14 protein-coding genes are annotated in these 17,481 nt (G+C 70.6%); 10 read left to right on the top strand and 4 right to left on the bottom strand.

What is annotated here, in order from left to right; translation table 11 throughout:
• Positions 1–4 precede the first annotated feature (4 nt).
• From ACFQVC_RS02265 to ACFQVC_RS02300, 8 genes are all read left to right on the top strand, one after another.
• Positions 5–940, top strand: coding sequence for an alpha/beta fold hydrolase (locus tag ACFQVC_RS02265; protein WP_381825813.1), 936 nt, complete (start codon positions 5–7; stop codon positions 938–940).
• Positions 937–2,181, top strand: coding sequence for a glycosyltransferase (locus ACFQVC_RS02270; protein ID WP_381825815.1), 1,245 nt, complete (start codon positions 937–939; stop codon positions 2,179–2,181). Before ACFQVC_RS02265 ends, ACFQVC_RS02270 begins: the two co-directional genes overlap by 4 nt.
• Before the next feature lie 17 nt (positions 2,182–2,198).
• Positions 2,199–3,404 (top strand): class I SAM-dependent methyltransferase, encoded by a 1,206-nt coding sequence (locus ACFQVC_RS02275; RefSeq protein WP_381825817.1) that lies wholly within the window; start codon positions 2,199–2,201, stop codon positions 3,402–3,404.
• 256 nt (positions 3,405–3,660) lie between these two features.
• Positions 3,661–4,695, top strand: a complete 1,035-nt coding sequence (locus ACFQVC_RS02280; RefSeq protein WP_381825819.1) for a lipase family protein — start codon at positions 3,661–3,663, stop codon at positions 4,693–4,695.
• A gap of 198 nt (positions 4,696–4,893) precedes the next feature.
• The gene (locus ACFQVC_RS02285) at positions 4,894–5,691 is read left to right on the top strand and encodes an ABC transporter substrate-binding protein (RefSeq protein WP_381827054.1); all 798 of its coding nucleotides are present in this window, start codon (positions 4,894–4,896) and stop codon (positions 5,689–5,691) included.
• Positions 5,691–6,488, top strand: a complete 798-nt coding sequence (locus ACFQVC_RS02290) for an amino acid ABC transporter permease (protein ID WP_381825821.1) — start codon at positions 5,691–5,693, stop codon at positions 6,486–6,488. The genes ACFQVC_RS02285 and ACFQVC_RS02290 overlap by 1 nt, the downstream gene beginning before the upstream one ends.
• 4 nt (positions 6,489–6,492) lie before the next feature.
• Entirely contained in the window at positions 6,493–7,317 is an 825-nt protein-coding gene (locus ACFQVC_RS02295) for an amino acid ABC transporter ATP-binding protein (protein WP_381825823.1), read from the top strand.
• 9 nt (positions 7,318–7,326) lie between these two features.
• Positions 7,327–8,514, top strand: a complete 1,188-nt coding sequence (locus ACFQVC_RS02300; protein WP_381825825.1) for a winged helix DNA-binding domain-containing protein — start codon at positions 7,327–7,329, stop codon at positions 8,512–8,514.
• Positions 8,515–8,540: 26 nt separating this feature from the next.
• On the opposite strand, the gene ACFQVC_RS02305 is transcribed toward ACFQVC_RS02300, so the two are convergent.
• The gene (locus ACFQVC_RS02305) at positions 8,541–9,185 is read right to left on the bottom strand and encodes a LysE family translocator (protein WP_381825827.1); all 645 of its coding nucleotides are present in this window, start codon (positions 9,183–9,185) and stop codon (positions 8,541–8,543) included.
• 69 nt (positions 9,186–9,254) lie between these two features.
• Positions 9,255–10,142, bottom strand: coding sequence for a helix-turn-helix transcriptional regulator (locus tag ACFQVC_RS02310; protein ID WP_381825829.1), 888 nt, complete (start codon positions 10,140–10,142; stop codon positions 9,255–9,257).
• Between the two features lie 103 nt (positions 10,143–10,245).
• Between ACFQVC_RS02310 and ACFQVC_RS02315 the strand changes: the two genes are divergently transcribed.
• Complete coding sequence (locus ACFQVC_RS02315; RefSeq protein WP_381825831.1) at positions 10,246–11,787, top strand: AMP-binding protein; 1,542 nt, start codon at positions 10,246–10,248, stop codon at positions 11,785–11,787.
• A 4-nt stretch (positions 11,788–11,791) separates the two neighbouring features.
• On the opposite strand, the gene ACFQVC_RS02320 is transcribed toward ACFQVC_RS02315, so the two are convergent.
• Both ACFQVC_RS02320 and ACFQVC_RS02325 read right to left on the bottom strand, forming a co-directional pair.
• Positions 11,792–13,660, bottom strand: a complete 1,869-nt coding sequence (locus ACFQVC_RS02320; protein WP_381825833.1) for a trypsin-like serine peptidase — start codon at positions 13,658–13,660, stop codon at positions 11,792–11,794.
• A 121-nt stretch (positions 13,661–13,781) separates the two neighbouring features.
• Complete coding sequence (locus ACFQVC_RS02325; RefSeq protein ID WP_381825835.1) at positions 13,782–15,374, bottom strand: S1 family peptidase; 1,593 nt, start codon at positions 15,372–15,374, stop codon at positions 13,782–13,784.
• Between the two features lie 309 nt (positions 15,375–15,683).
• Between ACFQVC_RS02325 and ACFQVC_RS02330 the strand changes: the two genes are divergently transcribed.
• A complete protein-coding gene (locus ACFQVC_RS02330) occupies positions 15,684–17,300 on the top strand; it encodes an AMP-binding protein (RefSeq protein ID WP_381825837.1) in 1,617 nt (538 codons plus the stop codon).
• Positions 17,301–17,481 lie beyond the last annotated feature (181 nt).

Here is a 17,481-nt window from a genome sequence, read left to right on the forward strand (position 1 = left end):
GCCGATGGCCCGCGTCCTCGCCAACGGCGTCGACCACCATGTGCGCCGCCTTCCGCCCGGCGGCCGCACCGGCGCTCCCACCGTCGTGTTCCTGCACGGCGCGTTCATCGACAGCCTGGCGAGCTACTACTTCACGCTCGGCCCGGAGTTCGCCGCCGCGGGCTTCGACGTCGTCCTGTACGACCTGCGCGGACACGGGCGCAGCGCACGTCCCGCCACCGGCTACGCCGTCGAGGACTTCGTCGCCGACCTCGACGCCCTCCTCGACGCCCTGGACGTGCACCACCCGGTGCACCTGGTCGGCAACTCCTTCGGCGGCACCGTCGCCCTCGACTTCGCGGTGCGGCATCCGCACCGGGTGGCCAGCGTGACCGTCGTCGAGTCGGGACCCGCGACCTCCGAGTGGGCCCTGACCATGGCGGGCGCCCTGAAGCAGGCCACCGAGACCCTGCCCGAGGAGGAGGCGCTCGCCTGGTTCGTGCAGGAGTACGGCGCCGTCGCCTCCACCCGGCAGGGCGACCCGGCGCACGACGCGCACATCGCCCGGCTCGGCATGGCGGCGGGAAAGCTCATCGCGGCCACCACCATCGCGCAGGACATCCCGGCGGGCCGGGTCCTCACCGAGACCCAACTCCGGGTCCTGGAACGGCCCGTGCTGCTCGTCAACGGAGCCGAAGGACTCGTGGGGCCGCAGTCGGAGCGGCTCGCCGCGCTGCTTCCGGACTGCCGGGTCGCGGTCGTGCCGGGGCAGAAGCACTCCGTACTCGTGGAGGCCTCCGACGAGGTGTGCGAACTGGCCCTCGACTGGGTGCGCAGCCACGCCTGGAGTCCGGCACCGGATCCCGCGCTGGAGCCCGCGCAGGACCAGGCACCGGACCCCGCGCCGGACCTCGTGCCGGATCCCGCGCCGGGACTCGTGCGGGACGGGGCGGGGCCATGAGCCGCTTCCTGTTCGTCGTGCCGCCGCTCGCCGGGCACATCAACCCGGCCGCCGCCGTGGCCGCCCAGCTCACCGTGCGCGGCCACCGGGTGGCGTGGGCGGGCAGCGTCGCCGTACTGCACCGGCACATCGGCGAACACCGCGAGGTGTACGCCTGCGAAGGGCCCGACAACCTGGACGGGCGGCCCGGCGGGCTCCGCGGGATCGCGGCGCTCAAGTTCCTGTGGCAGGAGTTCTTCGTGCCGCTCGCCGAAGCCATGGCGCCCGGCGTCGAGGCCGCCGTCGCCCGCTTCGAACCCGATGTGATCGTCACCGACCAGCAGTGCGTCGCCGGTTCCCTGGTCGCCGAGCGCCTCGGTGTGCCCTTCGCGACCTCCGCCACCACCTCCGCCGAACTCTCCGGCACCCTCGTCGGACTGCCCAAGGTCGGGGACTGGCTCGGCGAGCGGCTCGACGCCCTGCGCGTACGGTTCGGCAACCCGGCCGCGACCCACGACCCGCGCTGGTCGCCCCATCTCACCCTCGTCTTCACCACCCGCGAGCTCGCCGGCCGGCACAGCGACCGGCCGGGGCTCTGCTTCGTGGGACCCGCGCTCGCCGCCCGCCCGGATCTGCCCGACTTCCCCTGGGAGTGGGTGGCCCGTGACCGTACCCGGCGGCTCGTCCTCGTCACCTTCGGCACCGTCAACACCACGGTCACGGGGCCGTTCCTCACCGAGGCACTGGCCGCGCTCCTGGAGCGCTCCGACACCGTGCGCGGCATCGTGGCCGACCCGGGCGGGGCGCTCGGCCACCACCCGGCGTACCACCCCGATGTCCTGGTGCGGCCGGTCGTGCCTCAACTCGCCCTCCTGGAACGGACCGACGCGGTCGTCTGTCACGGCGGCCACAACACCGTCTGCGAGGCGCTGTGGCACGGCGTCCCCCTCGTCGTCGCACCCATCCGCGACGACCAGCCCGTCGTCGCCGACCAGGTGGCGGGCGCGGGCGCGGGCCTGCGCATCAAGTTCGGCCGCAGCGACCGCGGCCACATCGGCGCGGCCGTGGACGCCGTACTCGACCGGCCGCACCACACCATCGCGGCCCGGCACGTCTCCGCGTCCTTCCGCGCCGCGGGCGGTGCGCCCGCCGCGGCCGAACGCCTGGAACAGCTCGCCACCGACCGGCGGCCGCTCCACGAACCGGACGACTCGCAGAAGGGACCATCGCCGTGGCACGGGCCCACCGCACAGCAGCCATAGACAGCGGCACAGGAGCCATGGACAACGGCACAGGAGCCATGGACAACGGCACAGGAGCCATGGACAGCGGCACAGGAGCCATGGACAGCGGCACAGGAGCCATGGACAGCGGCACAGGAGCCATGGACAGCACCGTCGCCGCCATGACCGACCGCACCGCCGCCATAGCCGAGCGCAGAGCCGCCTACCGCGCCGAACTCGCCGACGGCACCGGCAAGTTCCACGAACCCCGGCGCACCACCTGCCCCTGGTGCGGCTCGGGGCGGCTCGGGCGCAGGCTGCGCACCGTCGACTTCGTGCAGGAGAAACCCGGCCGCTTCACTCTCGACGCCTGCCGCGACTGCGGGCACATCTTCCAGAACCCGCGCCTGAACCAGGCCGGACTCGCCTTCTACTACCGGGACTTCTACGACGGCCTCGGCGGCGAGTCGACCGCGAAGATGTTCCAGGGCGGCGGCAGCCGCAAACGCTTCCGAGCCTCCACCCGCGCCCTGCTCCGCTTCGCCACGCCCAAGCGCTGGCTCGACATCGGCACCGCACACGGCCACTTCTGCGAAACCGCCCAACTGCTCGTCACGGAAGCGGAGTTCGACGGCCTCGACATGGGGGAGAGCGTCGAACTCGCCGAGAAGGAAGGCCGGATCGCGCACGCCCACCGCGGGTTGTTCACCGAACTCGCCGCCGCCGAACTGGCCGGGAACTACGACGCGGTCAGCATGTTCCACTACCTGGAGCACACCCTCGACCCGCACGCCGAACTCGCCGCCGCCCACACCGCGCTGCGCCCCGGCGGCCATCTGCTGATCGAGGTGCCCAACCCCGAATCCCCCTACGGGCGTCTGCTCGGCAGGTTCTGGGTGCCCTGGTTCCAGCCGCAGCATCTGCAGCTGATGCCGCGCCGCAATCTGTGCCGGGCCCTGGAAGCGGCCGGATTCACCGTCGTCGCCGCCGAGCACCGCGACGCCCATATCCCCGTGGACCTGGTCTGCGCGGCCTGGTTCCTGGTCACCCGCGTGCTGCCGAAGGACGACGCGCCCTGGCTCGAGCGCCGCCCCGGCCGCGCGAGACGGCTGCTGCGGGCGGCGCTCGCCCTCGTGTCCCTGCCCCTGATCCTCCTCGCGTACGGCGCCGATCTGGCCCTCGCCCCGCTCGTCCGGCGCACCCGCTTCTCCAACGCCTACCGCGTGATCGCCCGAAGAGACCCCGACGGACCCCGCGGCTGACCCCGCCTGCCCCGGCCCACCTCCCTCCGGGCCGACTCCGCACCCCAACTCCGTCCCGTACCCGGAAGGTTGACCCAGGCAAGGAAGCCACCGACGCCGCCGCGCCCTCGGGCCGGCCGCGGCCGCCGCGCTCAGCACGGACGGCGAGGGCCGCAAGGCCAGTGCCGCCCCGGCCGCCGCGCCCGCGGCCGAACTGCCGGGCGACGACTTCTACGCACCGCCGAGCCCGCTGCCCGACGGCAAGCCGGGCGATGTCGTGCGCTCCCGGAAGGTCACCCCGGGCACGCCCACACCGGGCAAGCTCGCCGACACCTGGCAGGTGATGTACCTGACGAAGAACGCCCTGGACAAGACGGTCGCCGCCACCGCCACCGTGCTCGTGCCCAAGGGCACGGACCCGGCCAAGGCGCCGCTCGTGGGCTTCACGCCCGGCACCCAGGGCCCGGCGTTCCGCTGCACCTCCTCGCGGCAGATCGCCCAGGGCACCCACTACGAGGAGTACGTCATGAACGACATGCTCAAGAAGGGGTACGCCCTCGCCGTGCCCGACTACGAGGGCTACACCAAGGAGACCAACACCACGTACATGGTGGGGCGTTCACTGGGCCCGGTCACCATCGACGCGGTCCGCGCCGCCAAGGGCCTGAAGGACGCGGGCCTGGCCGCGGACGGTCCGGTCGCCTTCCGCGGCTACTCGCAGGGCGGCGGCGCCGCCCTGTGGGCGGGCGAGCTGCAGCCCGCGTACGCCCCCGAGCTGAAGCTCGCGGGTGTGGCCGCGGGCGGTGTCCCCGCGAATCTCACCGATGTCGCCATCCAGCTCGACGGCAAGGACGGCTTCGGCTTCCTCGCGTACGCCCTGATCGGCCTCGACAACGCCTACCCGGAGCTGAAGCTCGACGCCGTCATGACGGACAGCGGGCGCACCGCCTTCAAGAAGCTGGAGACCGAGGACTGCGCCCTGGAGATGCTGCGGGACTGGAAGGGCAAGCGGATCATCGACTACACCACCCACAACCCGGTGATCGACGAGCCGTGGATCAAGCGCGTCGCCGAGAACAAGCTGGTCGCGAGCGGCCAGCCCGAGGTGCCGGTGTTCCAGTACCACGCCGGCAAGGACGGCCTCGTCCAGTACAACCAGGCCGACAAACACCACGTACTGCTCCAAGGGCGTCAAGCTGACCTGGAAGGTATACGACGCGGGGGACCGCAAGGACGTGCACGCCGACCTGTGGGGCATCCACGCGGGCAACGCCGACGCCCTGGCGTACCTGGCGGACCGCTTCGCCGGTAAACCCGCGGAGTCGAACTGCGGTTAGGCCTGTTCGGACGCTGGTCGGCGGCCTACTATGCAGCGACTCGCACGCGCTGGGCGTGTGCGAACTCATGTACCGCGATGCTTGGTTGATCCGGCTGCCGACCTGGAGGCCCTGTGTCCGTGCCGTCTGTGCGGAACGCGCAGTCAGTTCCGTCTGCGTATGTTCGCTCCGCCCTGCCCGTGACGGCCGCTGTCGCTGCCGTCGCCCTGCTCCTCACGGGCTGTACCAGCACCAAGGCCAAGGACGACCCGGGCGGAGAGAAGGGCGGCGGCATCCAGCTGGTGTCGTCCGGGACGCTCAAGACCTGTACGCATCTGCCGTATCCGCCGTTCCAGGTGAAGAAGGAAGGCAAGGTCGTCGGCTTCGACGTGGACCTCGTCGACCTGGTCGCCAAGGAGCTGAAGGTCGAGCAGGAGATCGTCAACACGCCCTTCGAAGGCATCGAGACGGGCCAGGACTTCAATATCCGCAAGTGCGATCTGGCCGCCGCCGGCATGACCATCACCGAAGAGCGCGACAAGGTGATGGACTTCTCCGACCCCTACTTCGAGGCGACCCAGGCCCTGATCACCAAGAAGGGCAAGCCGTACAGGAAACTCGACGACCTCGACGGCGAGAAGTTCGGCTACCAGAAGGCCACCACGGGTGGCGAGTACGCCAAGAAGAACGCACCCGAGGGCGCCGAACTCGTCGAGTTCGAGGACGTCGGACTGCTCCTGGCCGCCGTCAAGTCGGGCCAGGTCGCCGCGGGCATCAATGACAACGGCGTCCTCTACGACTACGTGAAGTCGAACCCCGACACCGAGGTCACCGCCGAATTCGACACCGGCGAGCAGTACGGCATCGGCTTCAAGGCCGGGAACGACGCGCTGCGCAAGAAGGTCAACGCCGTCCTCAAGAAGGCCAAGGCGGACGGCCGTTACGACGCGATCTACAAGAAGTGGTTCGGCACCACCCCGCAGAGCAGCTGATGGCGGCACTGTCCCGCCTTTCCCGCAGACAGCGGGCCCGCGCCTTCCGCGGCGCCCAGTACGGCGTCCTCGTCGTGGCCGTCGTCGTGCTCGCCCTCGTCGCCGACTGGGGCACGCTGCGGGAGGCGTTCCTCGATGTCGACGTGATCGTCGCGCAGTTCCCGGAAGTCCTGACCACCGGCCTGGTCAACACCGTGGTCTACACACTCCTGGGCTTCGGTTTCGGCCTGGCGCTCGGGCTGCTGCTCGCCCTGATGCGGCTCTCGCAGGTGCCGCCGTACCGCTGGCTCGCCGTCACCTACATCGAGTTCTTCCGTGGCGTGCCCGCCCTGCTCGTCTTCATCGCACTCGGTTTCGGCGTCCCCCTCGCCTTCGAGGTCTCCCTCGACATGTACGTCACCGTGATGCTGGCCCTCGGCCTGGTCGGGGCCGCCTACATCGCGGAGACCATCAGGGCCGGCATCCGGGCCGTGCCCAGGGGGCAGATGGAGGCGGCCCGTTCGCTCGGGATGTCGTACGGCCGCGCCATGGTCTCCATCGTCATCCCGCAGGCCTTCAGGATCGTCCTGCCGCCGCTGACGAACGAACTGATCCTGCTGACGAAGGACTCGTCCCTGGTGTATCTGCTCGGCCTGTCCATCGGGCAGTACGAACTCGCCAACCAGGGCCGCGACGCCCTGAACGAGTACAAGAGCCTCACCCCGCTCCTCGTCGCGGGCCTGCTCTATCTCCTGATCACGCTGCCGCTCGGGCATCTGGTCAGACGCCTCGAAGCCCGTACGGCGAAGGCCAGGTGAGACCGTGACCGCCCAGCTCACGACCGCTCAGATAGAGATCCGGGACCTGCACAAGGCGTTCGGGGACCTGGAGGTGCTCAAGGGCATCGACATGACCGTCGAACGCGGCGAGGTCGTCTGTGTCATCGGCCCCTCCGGCTCCGGCAAGTCCACGCTCCTGCGCTGTGTGAACCTCCTGGAGGAGCCCACGTCGGGCACCGTCGTCGTGGCGGGCTCCGAGGTCACGGACCCGGATGTGGACATCGACCGGGTACGCCGCCGCATCGGCATGGTCTTCCAGTCCTTCAACCTCTTTCCGCATCTGACGGCCATGGAGAACCTGACGATCGCGCAACGCCGGGTCCTGCGCCGCGACAAGGAGGAGGCGGCCCGGATCGCCCGCGCCAACCTGAAGCGGGTCGGGCTCAGCGACAAGGAGACCGCCTATCCGGCGCAGCTCTCCGGCGGGCAGCAGCAGCGAGTCGCCATCGCCCGCGCCCTGTCCATGGACCCGGAGCTGATGCTCTTCGACGAGCCGACCTCCGCCCTAGACCCCGAACTCGTCGGCGACGTCCTCGCGGTGATGCGCTCCCTCGCACAGGAGGGCATGACGATGCTGGTCGTCACGCACGAGATGAGCTTCGCCCGTGAGGTCGCGGACCGCGTGGTGTTCATGGACGGCGGAGTGATCGTGGAGGAGGGGCCGCCGGCGAGCGTGGTCGGTGCGCCCGAGCACGAGCGGACCCGGACGTTCCTGGCCCGGGTCCTCGATCCGGCGGCCGCACCGCTGCGGACCGAAGAGGCGGAGGAGGCACCACCGGGGACAGGAACTGTCCGCAAGGACGGTTAGCGTGCGCGTATGACGAAGAGGACGGCCACGGCGAAGAGGACGGCCACGGCGAAGAAGACGGCCACGGCGAAGACGGCGCCCGCGGCACCCGTGCTCGGGCCCCGTGCCCTCAACCGGGCCACCCTGGCCCGTCAGCTGCTCCTGGAGCGCTCACCCCTGAAGCCGAAGGACGCCGTCGCGCATCTCCTCGGCCTGCAGGCGCAGAACGTCAAGCCGCCGTACTACGCGCTCGCCGCCCGGCTCGCCGGCTTCGAACCGGACGCGCTCTCGGCCCTGATGGAGGCACGGGAACTCGTCCGGATCGTCACCATGCGCTCCACCATCCACACGCACACGGCGGACGACGCGCTGACCCTGCGGCCCCTGGTGCAGCCCGCCCGCGAGCGCGAGCTGAAGATTTTCCGCAAGGGCCTCGCCGGGGTGGATCTGGAGCAACTCGCCGAGCACGCACGGGAGTTCGTGGAAGAGGAACCGCGCACCCTGAAGCAGATCAGGGAGGCCCTGCTGCGGACCTGGCCGGACGCCGACCCGCAGTCCCTCGGCATCGCGGCCCGCAACACCCTGGCCCTCGTCCAGGTCACCCCGCGCGGACTGTGGCGGCGCAGCGGCCAGGTCGCCCTGACCACCGTCGAGCACTGGCTCGGGCGGCCCGCCGAACCGGCCCCGGCACCGGACGCGACCGTCCTTCGCTATCTCGCCGCCTTCGGTCCCGCCTCCGTGAAGGACATGCAGACCTGGGCGGGCGTCACGCGCCTACGCGAGGCCTTCGAGCGACTCCGCCCGCAGCTGACCGTCTTCCGGGACGAGAACGGCGTCGAACTCTTCGATCTGCCCGACGCCCCGCGCCCCGGCCCCGACACCCCCGCACCGGCCCGCCTGCTGCCGGAGTTCGACAACCTCCTGCTGTCCCACGCGGACCGCACGCGCGTCGTGCCCGCCGCGTACAAGGGCCGCAGCTGGCTGGGCAATTACGCGTACAGCGTCTTCCTCGTCGACGGGTTCCTCGCGGGTGTGTGGCGCCTGGAGGAGCCCAGGAACGGTCCCGTGACGGTGACCGTCGAGCCCTTCGGGACGCTGACGAAGGCACAGCGCGCGGAGGTCGAAGCCGAGGCGGAGCGGCTGCTCACGGGGCCGATGGGGGCAACCGCGGACTCGTACGGCATCGACATCCGCTTCGGGAAGGTCGTCGGGGCGTAAGGGCGGCGGGGGCGAGGGGCCAGGGCTCAGTCGGCCCGGCCCGTGGCCGCCACCGACACCCCGAGGCCGATCATCGCGAAGCCGCCCGCGCCGCCGATCAGCGAAAGGCGCCGGTCCGAGCGGGCGAACCAGGTGCGCGCGGCCGACGCGGTCAGCCCCCACAGCGTGTCCGTCACCATTCCGATGCCGATCGGCACAAGGCCCAAAAGCAGCATCTGCGCGGGCAGATGACCGGCGTCGTGCGCCACGAACTGCGGCAGCACGGCCGCGAAGAAGACGATGCCCTTGGGGTTGGTCACCCCGACCACGACCCCGTCGGCGACGGTCCGCAGATCACCGTGCCGTGGCCCCGCGGGCGCCGCCATGTCCGCCGCCTTCATGTCCTTGCGGTGCCGGAAGGCCTGCACACCCAGAAAGACGAGATACGCGGCACCGGCCAGCTTGACCGCGAGAAACACCGTCACGGACCGCTCCACCAGCGCGCCCACGCCGAGCGCCACGGCCACGACGAGCAGATACGAACCGACGGCGTTGCCGATCGCCGTCGCCACGGCGGTCCTGCGGCCGTGCGTCAGGGCCCGCCCGATCATGAACAGCACGCTGGGCCCCGGCACGACGATGACGATCAACGACATCGCGGCGAACGCGAGCATCCGGTCGACGGACACCATGAATCAGCCACCCCTGGTCGGTACTTCGGACGTCAAAACCCCGGGGCCTCCGGGGCCGCGGGCGTCATCTCAGGGCAACAGCCCCGCACGGCGGGCCGCCACCACCGCCTCCAGGCGGGTGTGCGCCCCCAGCTTCCGCATCGCGGAGCGCAGATAGCCCTTCACGGTCTCCGGGCGCAGACCGAGCCGGGCCGCCGTGGCCGTGTTGGTCGCACCCGACGCCACACACGCCAGGACGTCGACCTCGCGCGGCGCGAGCCGCACCGTGTGCTCCGGCGGCGCCGCTGAGGCGCCGGCCAGACGGCCGCAGACGGCGAGGAGTTCGGCGCGCAGGGCCGGATCGACGATGCGCGGGGCGAGGGCCCGCAGCGCGCCGTGCGCCTCCCGCACCTGCTCCCAGGCGCCGGGACCGGCCACCGGCTCGCGGGCCGCGGCAAGGAGCGCGTGCGCCTCGTCCCGTACCACCAGGGCCTGCTCGATATCGCGGGCCGCGTCCACCGCCGCCGTCAACGCCCGGTCGCCGAGGGGCTGCGCGGTGCGCAGCGCACCGTACAGAACACCCCGCACCCGGCGCCGCACCACCACAGGCACCGCGAGCACGGACCGCAGCCCCTCGGTCTCCACCGCGCTGTCGTACTCGTGGCTGATGTGCCGCGAGGTGCGGTAGTCGGTGACCGCGCAGGGCCGGCCGAGGGCCAGGGTCTTGCCGCCGAGGCCGCTGCCGTTGCTGACGCCGAGCCCGCGCAGCGCGCCCGTCGCCGCCCCGCTCAACTCGCCGATCCGCAGCCTGAGCCCCTCCTCGATCAGCCCGCCGAAGGCGACCGGAAGCCCGGTGGCGCGCCGCAACCGCACCAGGGCCGCCCGCAGCTCGACTCCCTCACCACCGCCCGCCGTCACGACCACCGCGCCCCTTCGCCGATCTCCACCCCCGTCCGGGGGTGGCGCGATCCAACTCATCGATAACACGATGTTAATGAGCGGCCGGGCAGAAGACTGCGCAGTAAGCAGAACGCGGCACGCAGAATGTCGCAGCAGCTGCGGACCATCCCCAGGAGCGAGCATGCGGATACCCATGACCGTCGCGGATTTCTTCGACCGGGCCGAGCTGGGGTTCTCCTCCAGCCTCGGTGTCGTCGACGAACCGGACCAACCAGCCCTTGCGGTACCCGAGTTGAGTTACGGGATGTTCGCCGACCGGGTGCGCGCCTGGCAGGCGGGGCTCGACGCGCTCGGCGTCGGTGAGGGCGAACGGGTCGCGGTGGTCAGCCACAACTCGACCCGCCTTCTTGAGCTGCTGTTCGCGGTGCCGATGAGCGGCCGGATCTGTGTCCCGGTCAACTTCCGCCTCAAGCCGGACGAGATCGAGTACGTGGTGCGGCAGAGCGGTGCCTCGGTGCTGCTCGTCGACCCGGAGCTCGACGAGGCGCTGTCCGGTGTGAAGGCCCGCCACCGCTTCGTACTCGGCGAGCAGACCGAGACCGAGCTGATGCGCTTCGGTGTCGAGCCGCGCCCGTGGGCGCACCCGGACGAGGACGCCACCGCGACCATCAACTACACCTCGGGCACCACGGCCCGGCCCAAGGGCGTCCAGCTGACCCACCGCAACATCTGGGTGAACGGACTGACCTTCGGGCTGCACACCCGCGTGTGGGAGCGCGACGTGTATATGCACACGCTGCCGATGTTCCACTGCAACGGCTGGGGCATGCCGTATGTGATGGCCGGGCTCGGCGTGCAGCAGGTGGTGCTGCGCAAGGTCGACGGCACCGAGATCCTGCGCCGCGTCGAGCGGCACGGCGTCACGCTGATGTGCGGCGCGCCCGCCGTGTGGAACGCGGTCCTGGACGCGGCGGCGGCCTGGCAGGGCGAGATCCCGGGCCGCGACCGGGTACGGATCGTGTGCGCGGGGGCGCCGCCGCCCAGCAGGACGATCCAGCGCGTGGGCGAGGAGCTCGGCTGGGAGTTCACCCAGATCTACGGCCTGACGGAGACATCACCGGTGCTCACCTTCAACCGGATCCGTCCCGAGGACGACGCGCTGCCCGCCGAGGAGCGGGCCCGCAAGCTGTCCCGTGCCGGGCTGCCCGCGCTCGGGGTGCGACTGAAGGTCTCCGACGGCGGCGAGGTCCTGGCCCGTTCCAACGTCGTGCTCGACGGCTACTGGGACAAGCCCGACGAGACCGAGGCGGCCCTCGGAGACGGCTGGTTCCACACCGGTGACGGCGGCACGATCGACGCGTCCGACGGCCATCTGACGATCTCCGACCGGAAGAAGGACGTGATCATCACCGGCGGCGAGAACGTCTCGTCCATCGAGGTCGAGGACACCATCTTCAGCCACCCCGCGGTCGCCGAGGTCGCCGTCATCGGTGTCCCGCACGAGAAGTGGGGCGAGACGATCAAGGCCCTCGTGGTGCTCGCGGAGGGCGCCACCGCGCAGGAGGCCGACATCATCGCCCACTGCAAGGAGCGGATGGCCGGCTACAAGGCCCCGACGTCCGTCGAGTTCCGCACCGCCATCCCCCGTACGGCCACCGGAAAGATCCAGAAGTTCAAACTCCGGGAGCCGTACTGGTCGGGGATGGAACGGGGCGTGAACTGACCCTTCAGGACGTGGGGTTGGGCACCAGGGTGCGCTCACGGTCGAGCGAGGTGTACGTGGTGTCCGCGTTGACGGCGAGCTTGCCCGTGGACCAGCGGGTGAGGAGATCGTCCTCGCGGCCGCCGCCGCCGAAGGCGCCCACCGTCGTCAGCGTGGCCTGCCGCCAGGCGGAGCCCGGGGCGCGGAGCCGGTGCTCGGACTTGAGAGCGCCGGCCCCGATGTCGCCGTAGACCGAGACCTCGCCGTCGGCCCAGCGCACGAACAGGTCCTGCCCGGCGGCGCCCTGGCCGGTCCGGCTCTGCCCGGTGCCGGAGGCGGGTCCGAAGCTGCCCGCCGCGATGTCCCGGGCGTACGTCCAGGTCTTGTTGGGGGCGGCGAGGCGGCGCTCGGAGTGCGTGCCCTTCGTGTCGACGTCGGGGTAGAGGGTGACCTCACCGTCCGACCAGCGGACCACGAGGTCGTCGGCGCGTGTGCCGGCGCCGGTGAAGCGGCCCGCGGTGATGCCCTTCGCGTTCTTCCACAGCCGGTTCGGCGGCAGCAGCCGTATCTCGTTGCGGAGCTTGGTGGTGGCGTCGACGTCCTTGTAGAGGGTCAGTTCACCGTCGTACCAGCGGACGAGGAGATCGGACGTGCCGGTTCCGGTGAAGTCACCCGCGGTGATCACGTCGGCGTACTTCTTCCAGGTCTCGTTGGGCCCGATGAGCCGGATCTCCTTGCCGAAGCCGAACTTTCCGTCGCCCGGATACAGGGAGACCTCGCCGTCGAGCCAGCGCACGACCAGGTCGCTGTGCGGGCCGCCGGCCCCTTCCGGATGGAACCGCCCGGCGGTCATGGCCCTGGCCAGCTGCCAGGTCCTGGCATCGCCGAGCCCGCCGCCCGTGTCCGGCGTCGTATCGGTCACCGCCTGCCGGTAGAGCCGGGACACATCGTCGTCGAACTGCGAGGTGTAGGAGGTGTGGTCGTAGAGCCCGCCGGTCTTGTAGCCGCCGATGACACCGACCAGATCACCGCGACGGCCGTCGAAGTTCTCCAGGAACGGGCCCCCGCTGACGCCCGCACGGAATCCGTCGCACTTGATCTCCATGAACCGCCCCTGGAAGGCGGTCGTGTCGTTCGTGCACTGCAGCGGTGTCTTCTGACCGCCGGGATAGCCGGCGATCGTCACCTTCGCGCGCGCCAGGTGCGCGGAGTCCACGGCGGTGAGCGTGTTGCCCGGCCCGGTCGCCTCCTCCAGGAGCTGCCCACGGGAGTTCGGGCCCACCCGCAGGAAGGCGAAGTCCACGTCGTCGTCGGGCGCCGCGCGCAGATAGCGGCCGTCGATCCAGAGCTTGCCCGGCTTCATCGGGAAGATCCCGTACGGCGTCTCGCCGACCTGGCCCGCCTTCGAGGCACCGGCACGGTAGCCGGGCACGAAGGCGATATCGCGGGCACCACGACCGCCCTTGAGGCAGTGCGCCGCCGTGACCACCAGGCTCTTGGTCGGCGATGCGACGGCGCTCGCGCTGCAGAACTGGTCGGCGGTGGCTTCGCCGTCGCCGCCCCTGATCAGGAACACACCGACCGTGGGGATGCCCTCGGTGGTCGGGTGGCTCGGTGCGCGCAGCGAACGCTTGCCGCGCGCACCGGGCTCGTGGGTCTCCGTGCCAGGCGCCGTCCCCGTCTCCTTCTTGGCCCCGCCGTCCACGGCGTCGACCGAGACGGCACCGCGGATACGCTCCGGCGTCCAGTAGCTCTCCGCCTTCCTGGCCTCGCGGATCTCGTCCCGCGTCGCGCTCCTGCCGTCGGCTGAAGGGGCGGCCGCGGCGGGTGCGGTGCAGGCGATCGAGGCGCAGATGCCGAGGACGACGGCGCGCACCCATGGTGTTCGTCTCATGAGGACTGCTGCTTGCCTTCCTTGAGGTGGGGTGGGGTGGAGTGAGATGAGGTGGAGCGAGATGAGGCGACGGAGACGGAGACGGAGACGGGGACGGAGACGGGGACTGCGGGGTCCCGGGTCAGCCGGTGAGGCGGACCTCGCCGTGCGTACCGGCCGCGTCGACCCCCGGGTACAGCCGGAGCGAGTTGTCGGACCAGCGCACCAGGACGTCGTTCGGCCGCTCGTTGGCGACGAACGCACCGGCGTTCACCACGGTGGCCTTGGACCAGACGGACTTCGCCGGCTTGATCCTGACCTCGCCGTGGAAGCCGCCGCCGTCGACCCCCGGATAGATGGTGGTCTCGCCGTCGACCCAGCGGACCAGGAGGTCCGCGGTCTTCTTGCCGGTGAACTCGCCCGCGGTGACCTGAGTGGCGTACGTCCAGGTCTTGTTGGGCTTCTTCAGGGTCTTCTCGCCGCGCAGGGCGTTGGTGTTCAGGTCGGCGTAGAGCGAGACCTCGCCGTCGGCCCAGGTGACCAGGAGATCGTCGCGCTGGGCGTTGGCCGTGTAGCGGCCCGCGGTGATCTGCTTGGCGTACGTCCAGGTCTTGTTCTTGGCGGGCGCCAGCTTCTTCTCGCCGTGGAAGCCCTTCCGGTCGACGTGGGTGTACTGGGTCAGCTCACCGTCGACCCAGCGCACGACCAGGCCGTCCGAGCCGCCGCCGAAGCTCGCCCCGGTGATCTGCTTGGCGTGCTTGAAGACGCTGTTCGGGGCGGCTATGCGGTACTCGGCCGCGAACGGGTGCCTGGAGTTCTTGTCGTCCGCGCCCTGGTAGAGGGTGACTTCGCCGTCGACCCAGCGCACGATCATGTCCATGTGGCGCTTGCCGCCGGCCGAGCCGCCGGTGAAGTAGCCCGAGGCGATGTGCTCGGCGTACTTCCAGGGTGCCTTGGGGAACTCGGTGCGGTAACTGACCTTCTGCACCCAGGTGCTGAGGTCGTCCACGCGGGTGTCGACGGCGCCGCGCCTGGTCTCCGAGGGGTCGGTGCCCACGCAACCGGCCTGCCCGGAGGTGCTGTTGACGGCGACCAGTTCGGCCCGCCCGGCGCTCTCGCGGAACGCTGGTCCGCCGGTGTCGCCCTTGCAGACGGTCGCCCCGGCGGGGTCGGCGCCGGTCAGGCCGACCGATGAGGCCTGCACCGAGTCCACCGTGAACGCGGCCGTGTGCAGCTTGTCGGGCACCCACTCGGTGTGCGTACGGCCGTAGCCCGCGACCTTCAGCCGCTCACCCTTGGCGGGCGCCGTGGTCGCCACGGCCACCGGGGTGATGCCGGTGACCGGCTTGGCCAGCTTGGCCAGCACCACGTCGCGGCCCTCGTGCGGGACGAGCTCGACGACATCCGCCACGGTCCCGGCCGAACCGTTCAGGTCGGTACGCCCGATGGTCGCCGTCGTCTTCCACTTGGGCGCGCCTTCGGTGACCCCGGCGCCCTTGGCGGGGTCGTCCGCGAAGCAGCTTGCGGCGGTGAGCACCCACTGCTTGTCGACCAGGGCGCCCGAGCAACCGCGGGTGCCGGAACCGATGTCGAGCCGGGCGGTGAAGGCATGGCTCCCGTCCTCGGCGGCGGCGCCCTCGACGGCCTGGGCCGGGGCGGCGGTGAGCGCCCCGGTGGTGACGGCGGCGGCCAGAAGCCCGGTCATCCACGCGGTGCGCGGACGTCTGCTAAACACGTATTTCATTCCCTATCAGGTGCCGTATCAGTGCCCTTGAGGCGGAGTTCGGCTCGGAGAGCCACGGAAACGTAACACCGTAAACCGGCACTGATTTCGCCATAAAAAACCCGGAGAGCCGGTGGAGAGAATCCGGATAGCGCACGGATAGGCGGCTGATAGCGGGCCGATAGGGCGCCGAGAGTTCGGCAAAGAAGCGGACAAGTCGCGCTTCCCGAAGCAACGGTGGGAGCGTCTGTGTCATCCGCTGTGCCGTGCTCCCCTCACTCGGGGGTAGGCACCCGGGTGCCGTCGCGGCATCCTGGCGCCATGCCGCAGACGTCCCCGCTCTCGTACGCACACGGGGTGGTCGACACCCCGCTCATCGGCGACACCATCGGACGCAGCCTCGACCGCGCGATCGAGGCGTTCCCCGACCGGGAGGCCCTGGTCGATCTGCCCTCCGGTGCGCGCTGGACCTATACCGAATTCGGGGACGCCGTCGAGCGTTTGGCGCGCGGACTGCTCGGAATGGGAGTGGCCACGGGCGACCGGGTCGGGATCTGGGCGGTGAACTGCGCCGAGTGGGTTCTCGTGCAGTACGCGACCGCGCGGATCGGCGCGATCCTGGTGAACATCAACCCGGCCTATCGCGCCCATGAATTGGAGTACGTCCTGAACCAGGCGGGGATCTCGCTCCTCGTGGCCTCCCTGACCCACAAGGGCAGCGACTACCGGGCCCTGGTCGAGCAGGTGCGGCCGAACTGCGCCGGCCTGCGCTCCGTGCACTACATCGAGGACGGCTCCTGGGACGCGCTCCTGGACGCCGCGCGGACCGTCACCGATGCCCAACTGGCCGCCGTAGAGGCCGGGTTGAGCTGTAACGACCCGATCAACATCCAGTACACCTCGGGCACCACCGGCTTCCCCAAGGGTGCCACGCTCTCGCACCGCAACATCCTCAACAACGGCCACCGCGTGGGGGAGTTGATCGGCTACACGGAGCAGGACCGGATCTGCGTGCCGGTGCCCTTCTACCACTGTTTCGGCATGGTCATGGGCAATCTGGCGGCCACCGCGCACGGTGCCTGCATCGTGATCCCCGCCCCGTCCTTCGACCCGGAGGCGACCCTCGGGGCCGTCGAGCGGGAGCGCTGCACGTCCCTGTACGGCGTACCGACCATGTTCATCGCGGAGTTGGGCCTGCCGGACTTCGCGGCGTACGACCTCACGTCCCTGCGCACCGGCATCATGGCGGGCTCACCCTGCCCGGTGGAGGTGATGAAGCGGGTCGTCGCCGAGATGCACATGGAGCAGGTCTCCATCTGCTACGGCATGACCGAGACCTCCCCGGTGTCGCTGCAGACCCGGATGTCCGACGACCTGGAACGCCGCACCGGCACCGTCGGCCGCGTCCATCCGCACCTGGAGGTCAAGGTCGTCGACCCGGCCACCGGCGCGACCGTGCCGCGCGGCACCCCGGGCGAGCTGTGCACCCGGGGCTACAGCGTGATGCTCGGCTACTGGAACGAGGCCGCGAGGACGGCCGAGGCGATCGACAGGGGCCGCTGGATGCACACCGGTGACCAGGCGGTCATGCGCGAGGACGGCTATGTCCAGATCGTCGGCCGCATCAAGGACATGATCATCCGTGGCGGCGAGAACATCTATCCCCGCGAGATCGAGGAGTTCCTCTACGGCCACCCGAAGATCGCCGACGTCCAGGTCGTCGGCGTCCCGCACGAGCGCTACGGCGAGGAGGTCCTGGCCTGCGTGATCCTCCGGGAGGGTGCGGGGGATCTGACCCTGGAGGAGCTGCGCGAGTACTGCCGTGACCGGCTCGCCCACTACAAGATTCCGGCCCGGCTCCAGGTCGTGGAGGGCTTTCCGATGACGGTGTCGGGGAAGGTGCGGAAGGTGGAGCTGCGGGCGCGGTACGCGGGTTAGCGGGAGGCTTGCGGAGTTTCGGTCGGCACCGTCGGCCTGCGGGCCGTCACACCGCCCTACGGGCTTGTCCTCAATCGCCGGACGGGCTCTGTAGATGGCCGGACGGGCTCTGTAGATCGCCGGACGAGGTCCGTGGATAGCCGGACGGGCTCCAAGCGGCTCGGGGGAAGTCCAGTGCGGT

Origin of the sequence: Streptomyces monticola, assembly GCF_042665355.1 — a bacterium.
In the GTDB taxonomy this organism is placed as follows: Bacteria; Actinomycetota; Actinomycetes; order Streptomycetales; family Streptomycetaceae; genus Streptomyces; species Streptomyces monticola.

Coding starts and splice junctions, on each gene's coding strand:
- ACFQVC_RS02270 (WP_381825815.1), top strand. CDS start 937: ATGAGCCGCTTCCTGTTCGTCGTGCCGCCGCTCGCCGGGCACATCAAC.
- ACFQVC_RS02315 (WP_381825831.1), top strand. CDS start 10,246: ATGCGGATACCCATGACCGTCGCGGATTTCTTCGACCGGGCCGAGCTG.
- ACFQVC_RS02275 (WP_381825817.1), top strand. CDS start 2,199: ATGGACAACGGCACAGGAGCCATGGACAACGGCACAGGAGCCATGGAC.
- ACFQVC_RS02310 (WP_381825829.1), bottom strand. CDS start 10,142: ATGAGTTGGATCGCGCCACCCCCGGACGGGGGTGGAGATCGGCGAAGG.
- ACFQVC_RS02265 (WP_381825813.1), top strand. CDS start 5: ATGGCCCGCGTCCTCGCCAACGGCGTCGACCACCATGTGCGCCGCCTT.
- ACFQVC_RS02290 (WP_381825821.1), top strand. CDS start 5,691: ATGGCGGCACTGTCCCGCCTTTCCCGCAGACAGCGGGCCCGCGCCTTC.
- ACFQVC_RS02300 (WP_381825825.1), top strand. CDS start 7,327: ATGACGAAGAGGACGGCCACGGCGAAGAGGACGGCCACGGCGAAGAAG.
- ACFQVC_RS02330 (WP_381825837.1), top strand. CDS start 15,684: ATGCCGCAGACGTCCCCGCTCTCGTACGCACACGGGGTGGTCGACACC.
- ACFQVC_RS02305 (WP_381825827.1), bottom strand. CDS start 9,185: ATGGTGTCCGTCGACCGGATGCTCGCGTTCGCCGCGATGTCGTTGATC.
- ACFQVC_RS02320 (WP_381825833.1), bottom strand. CDS start 13,660: ATGAGACGAACACCATGGGTGCGCGCCGTCGTCCTCGGCATCTGCGCC.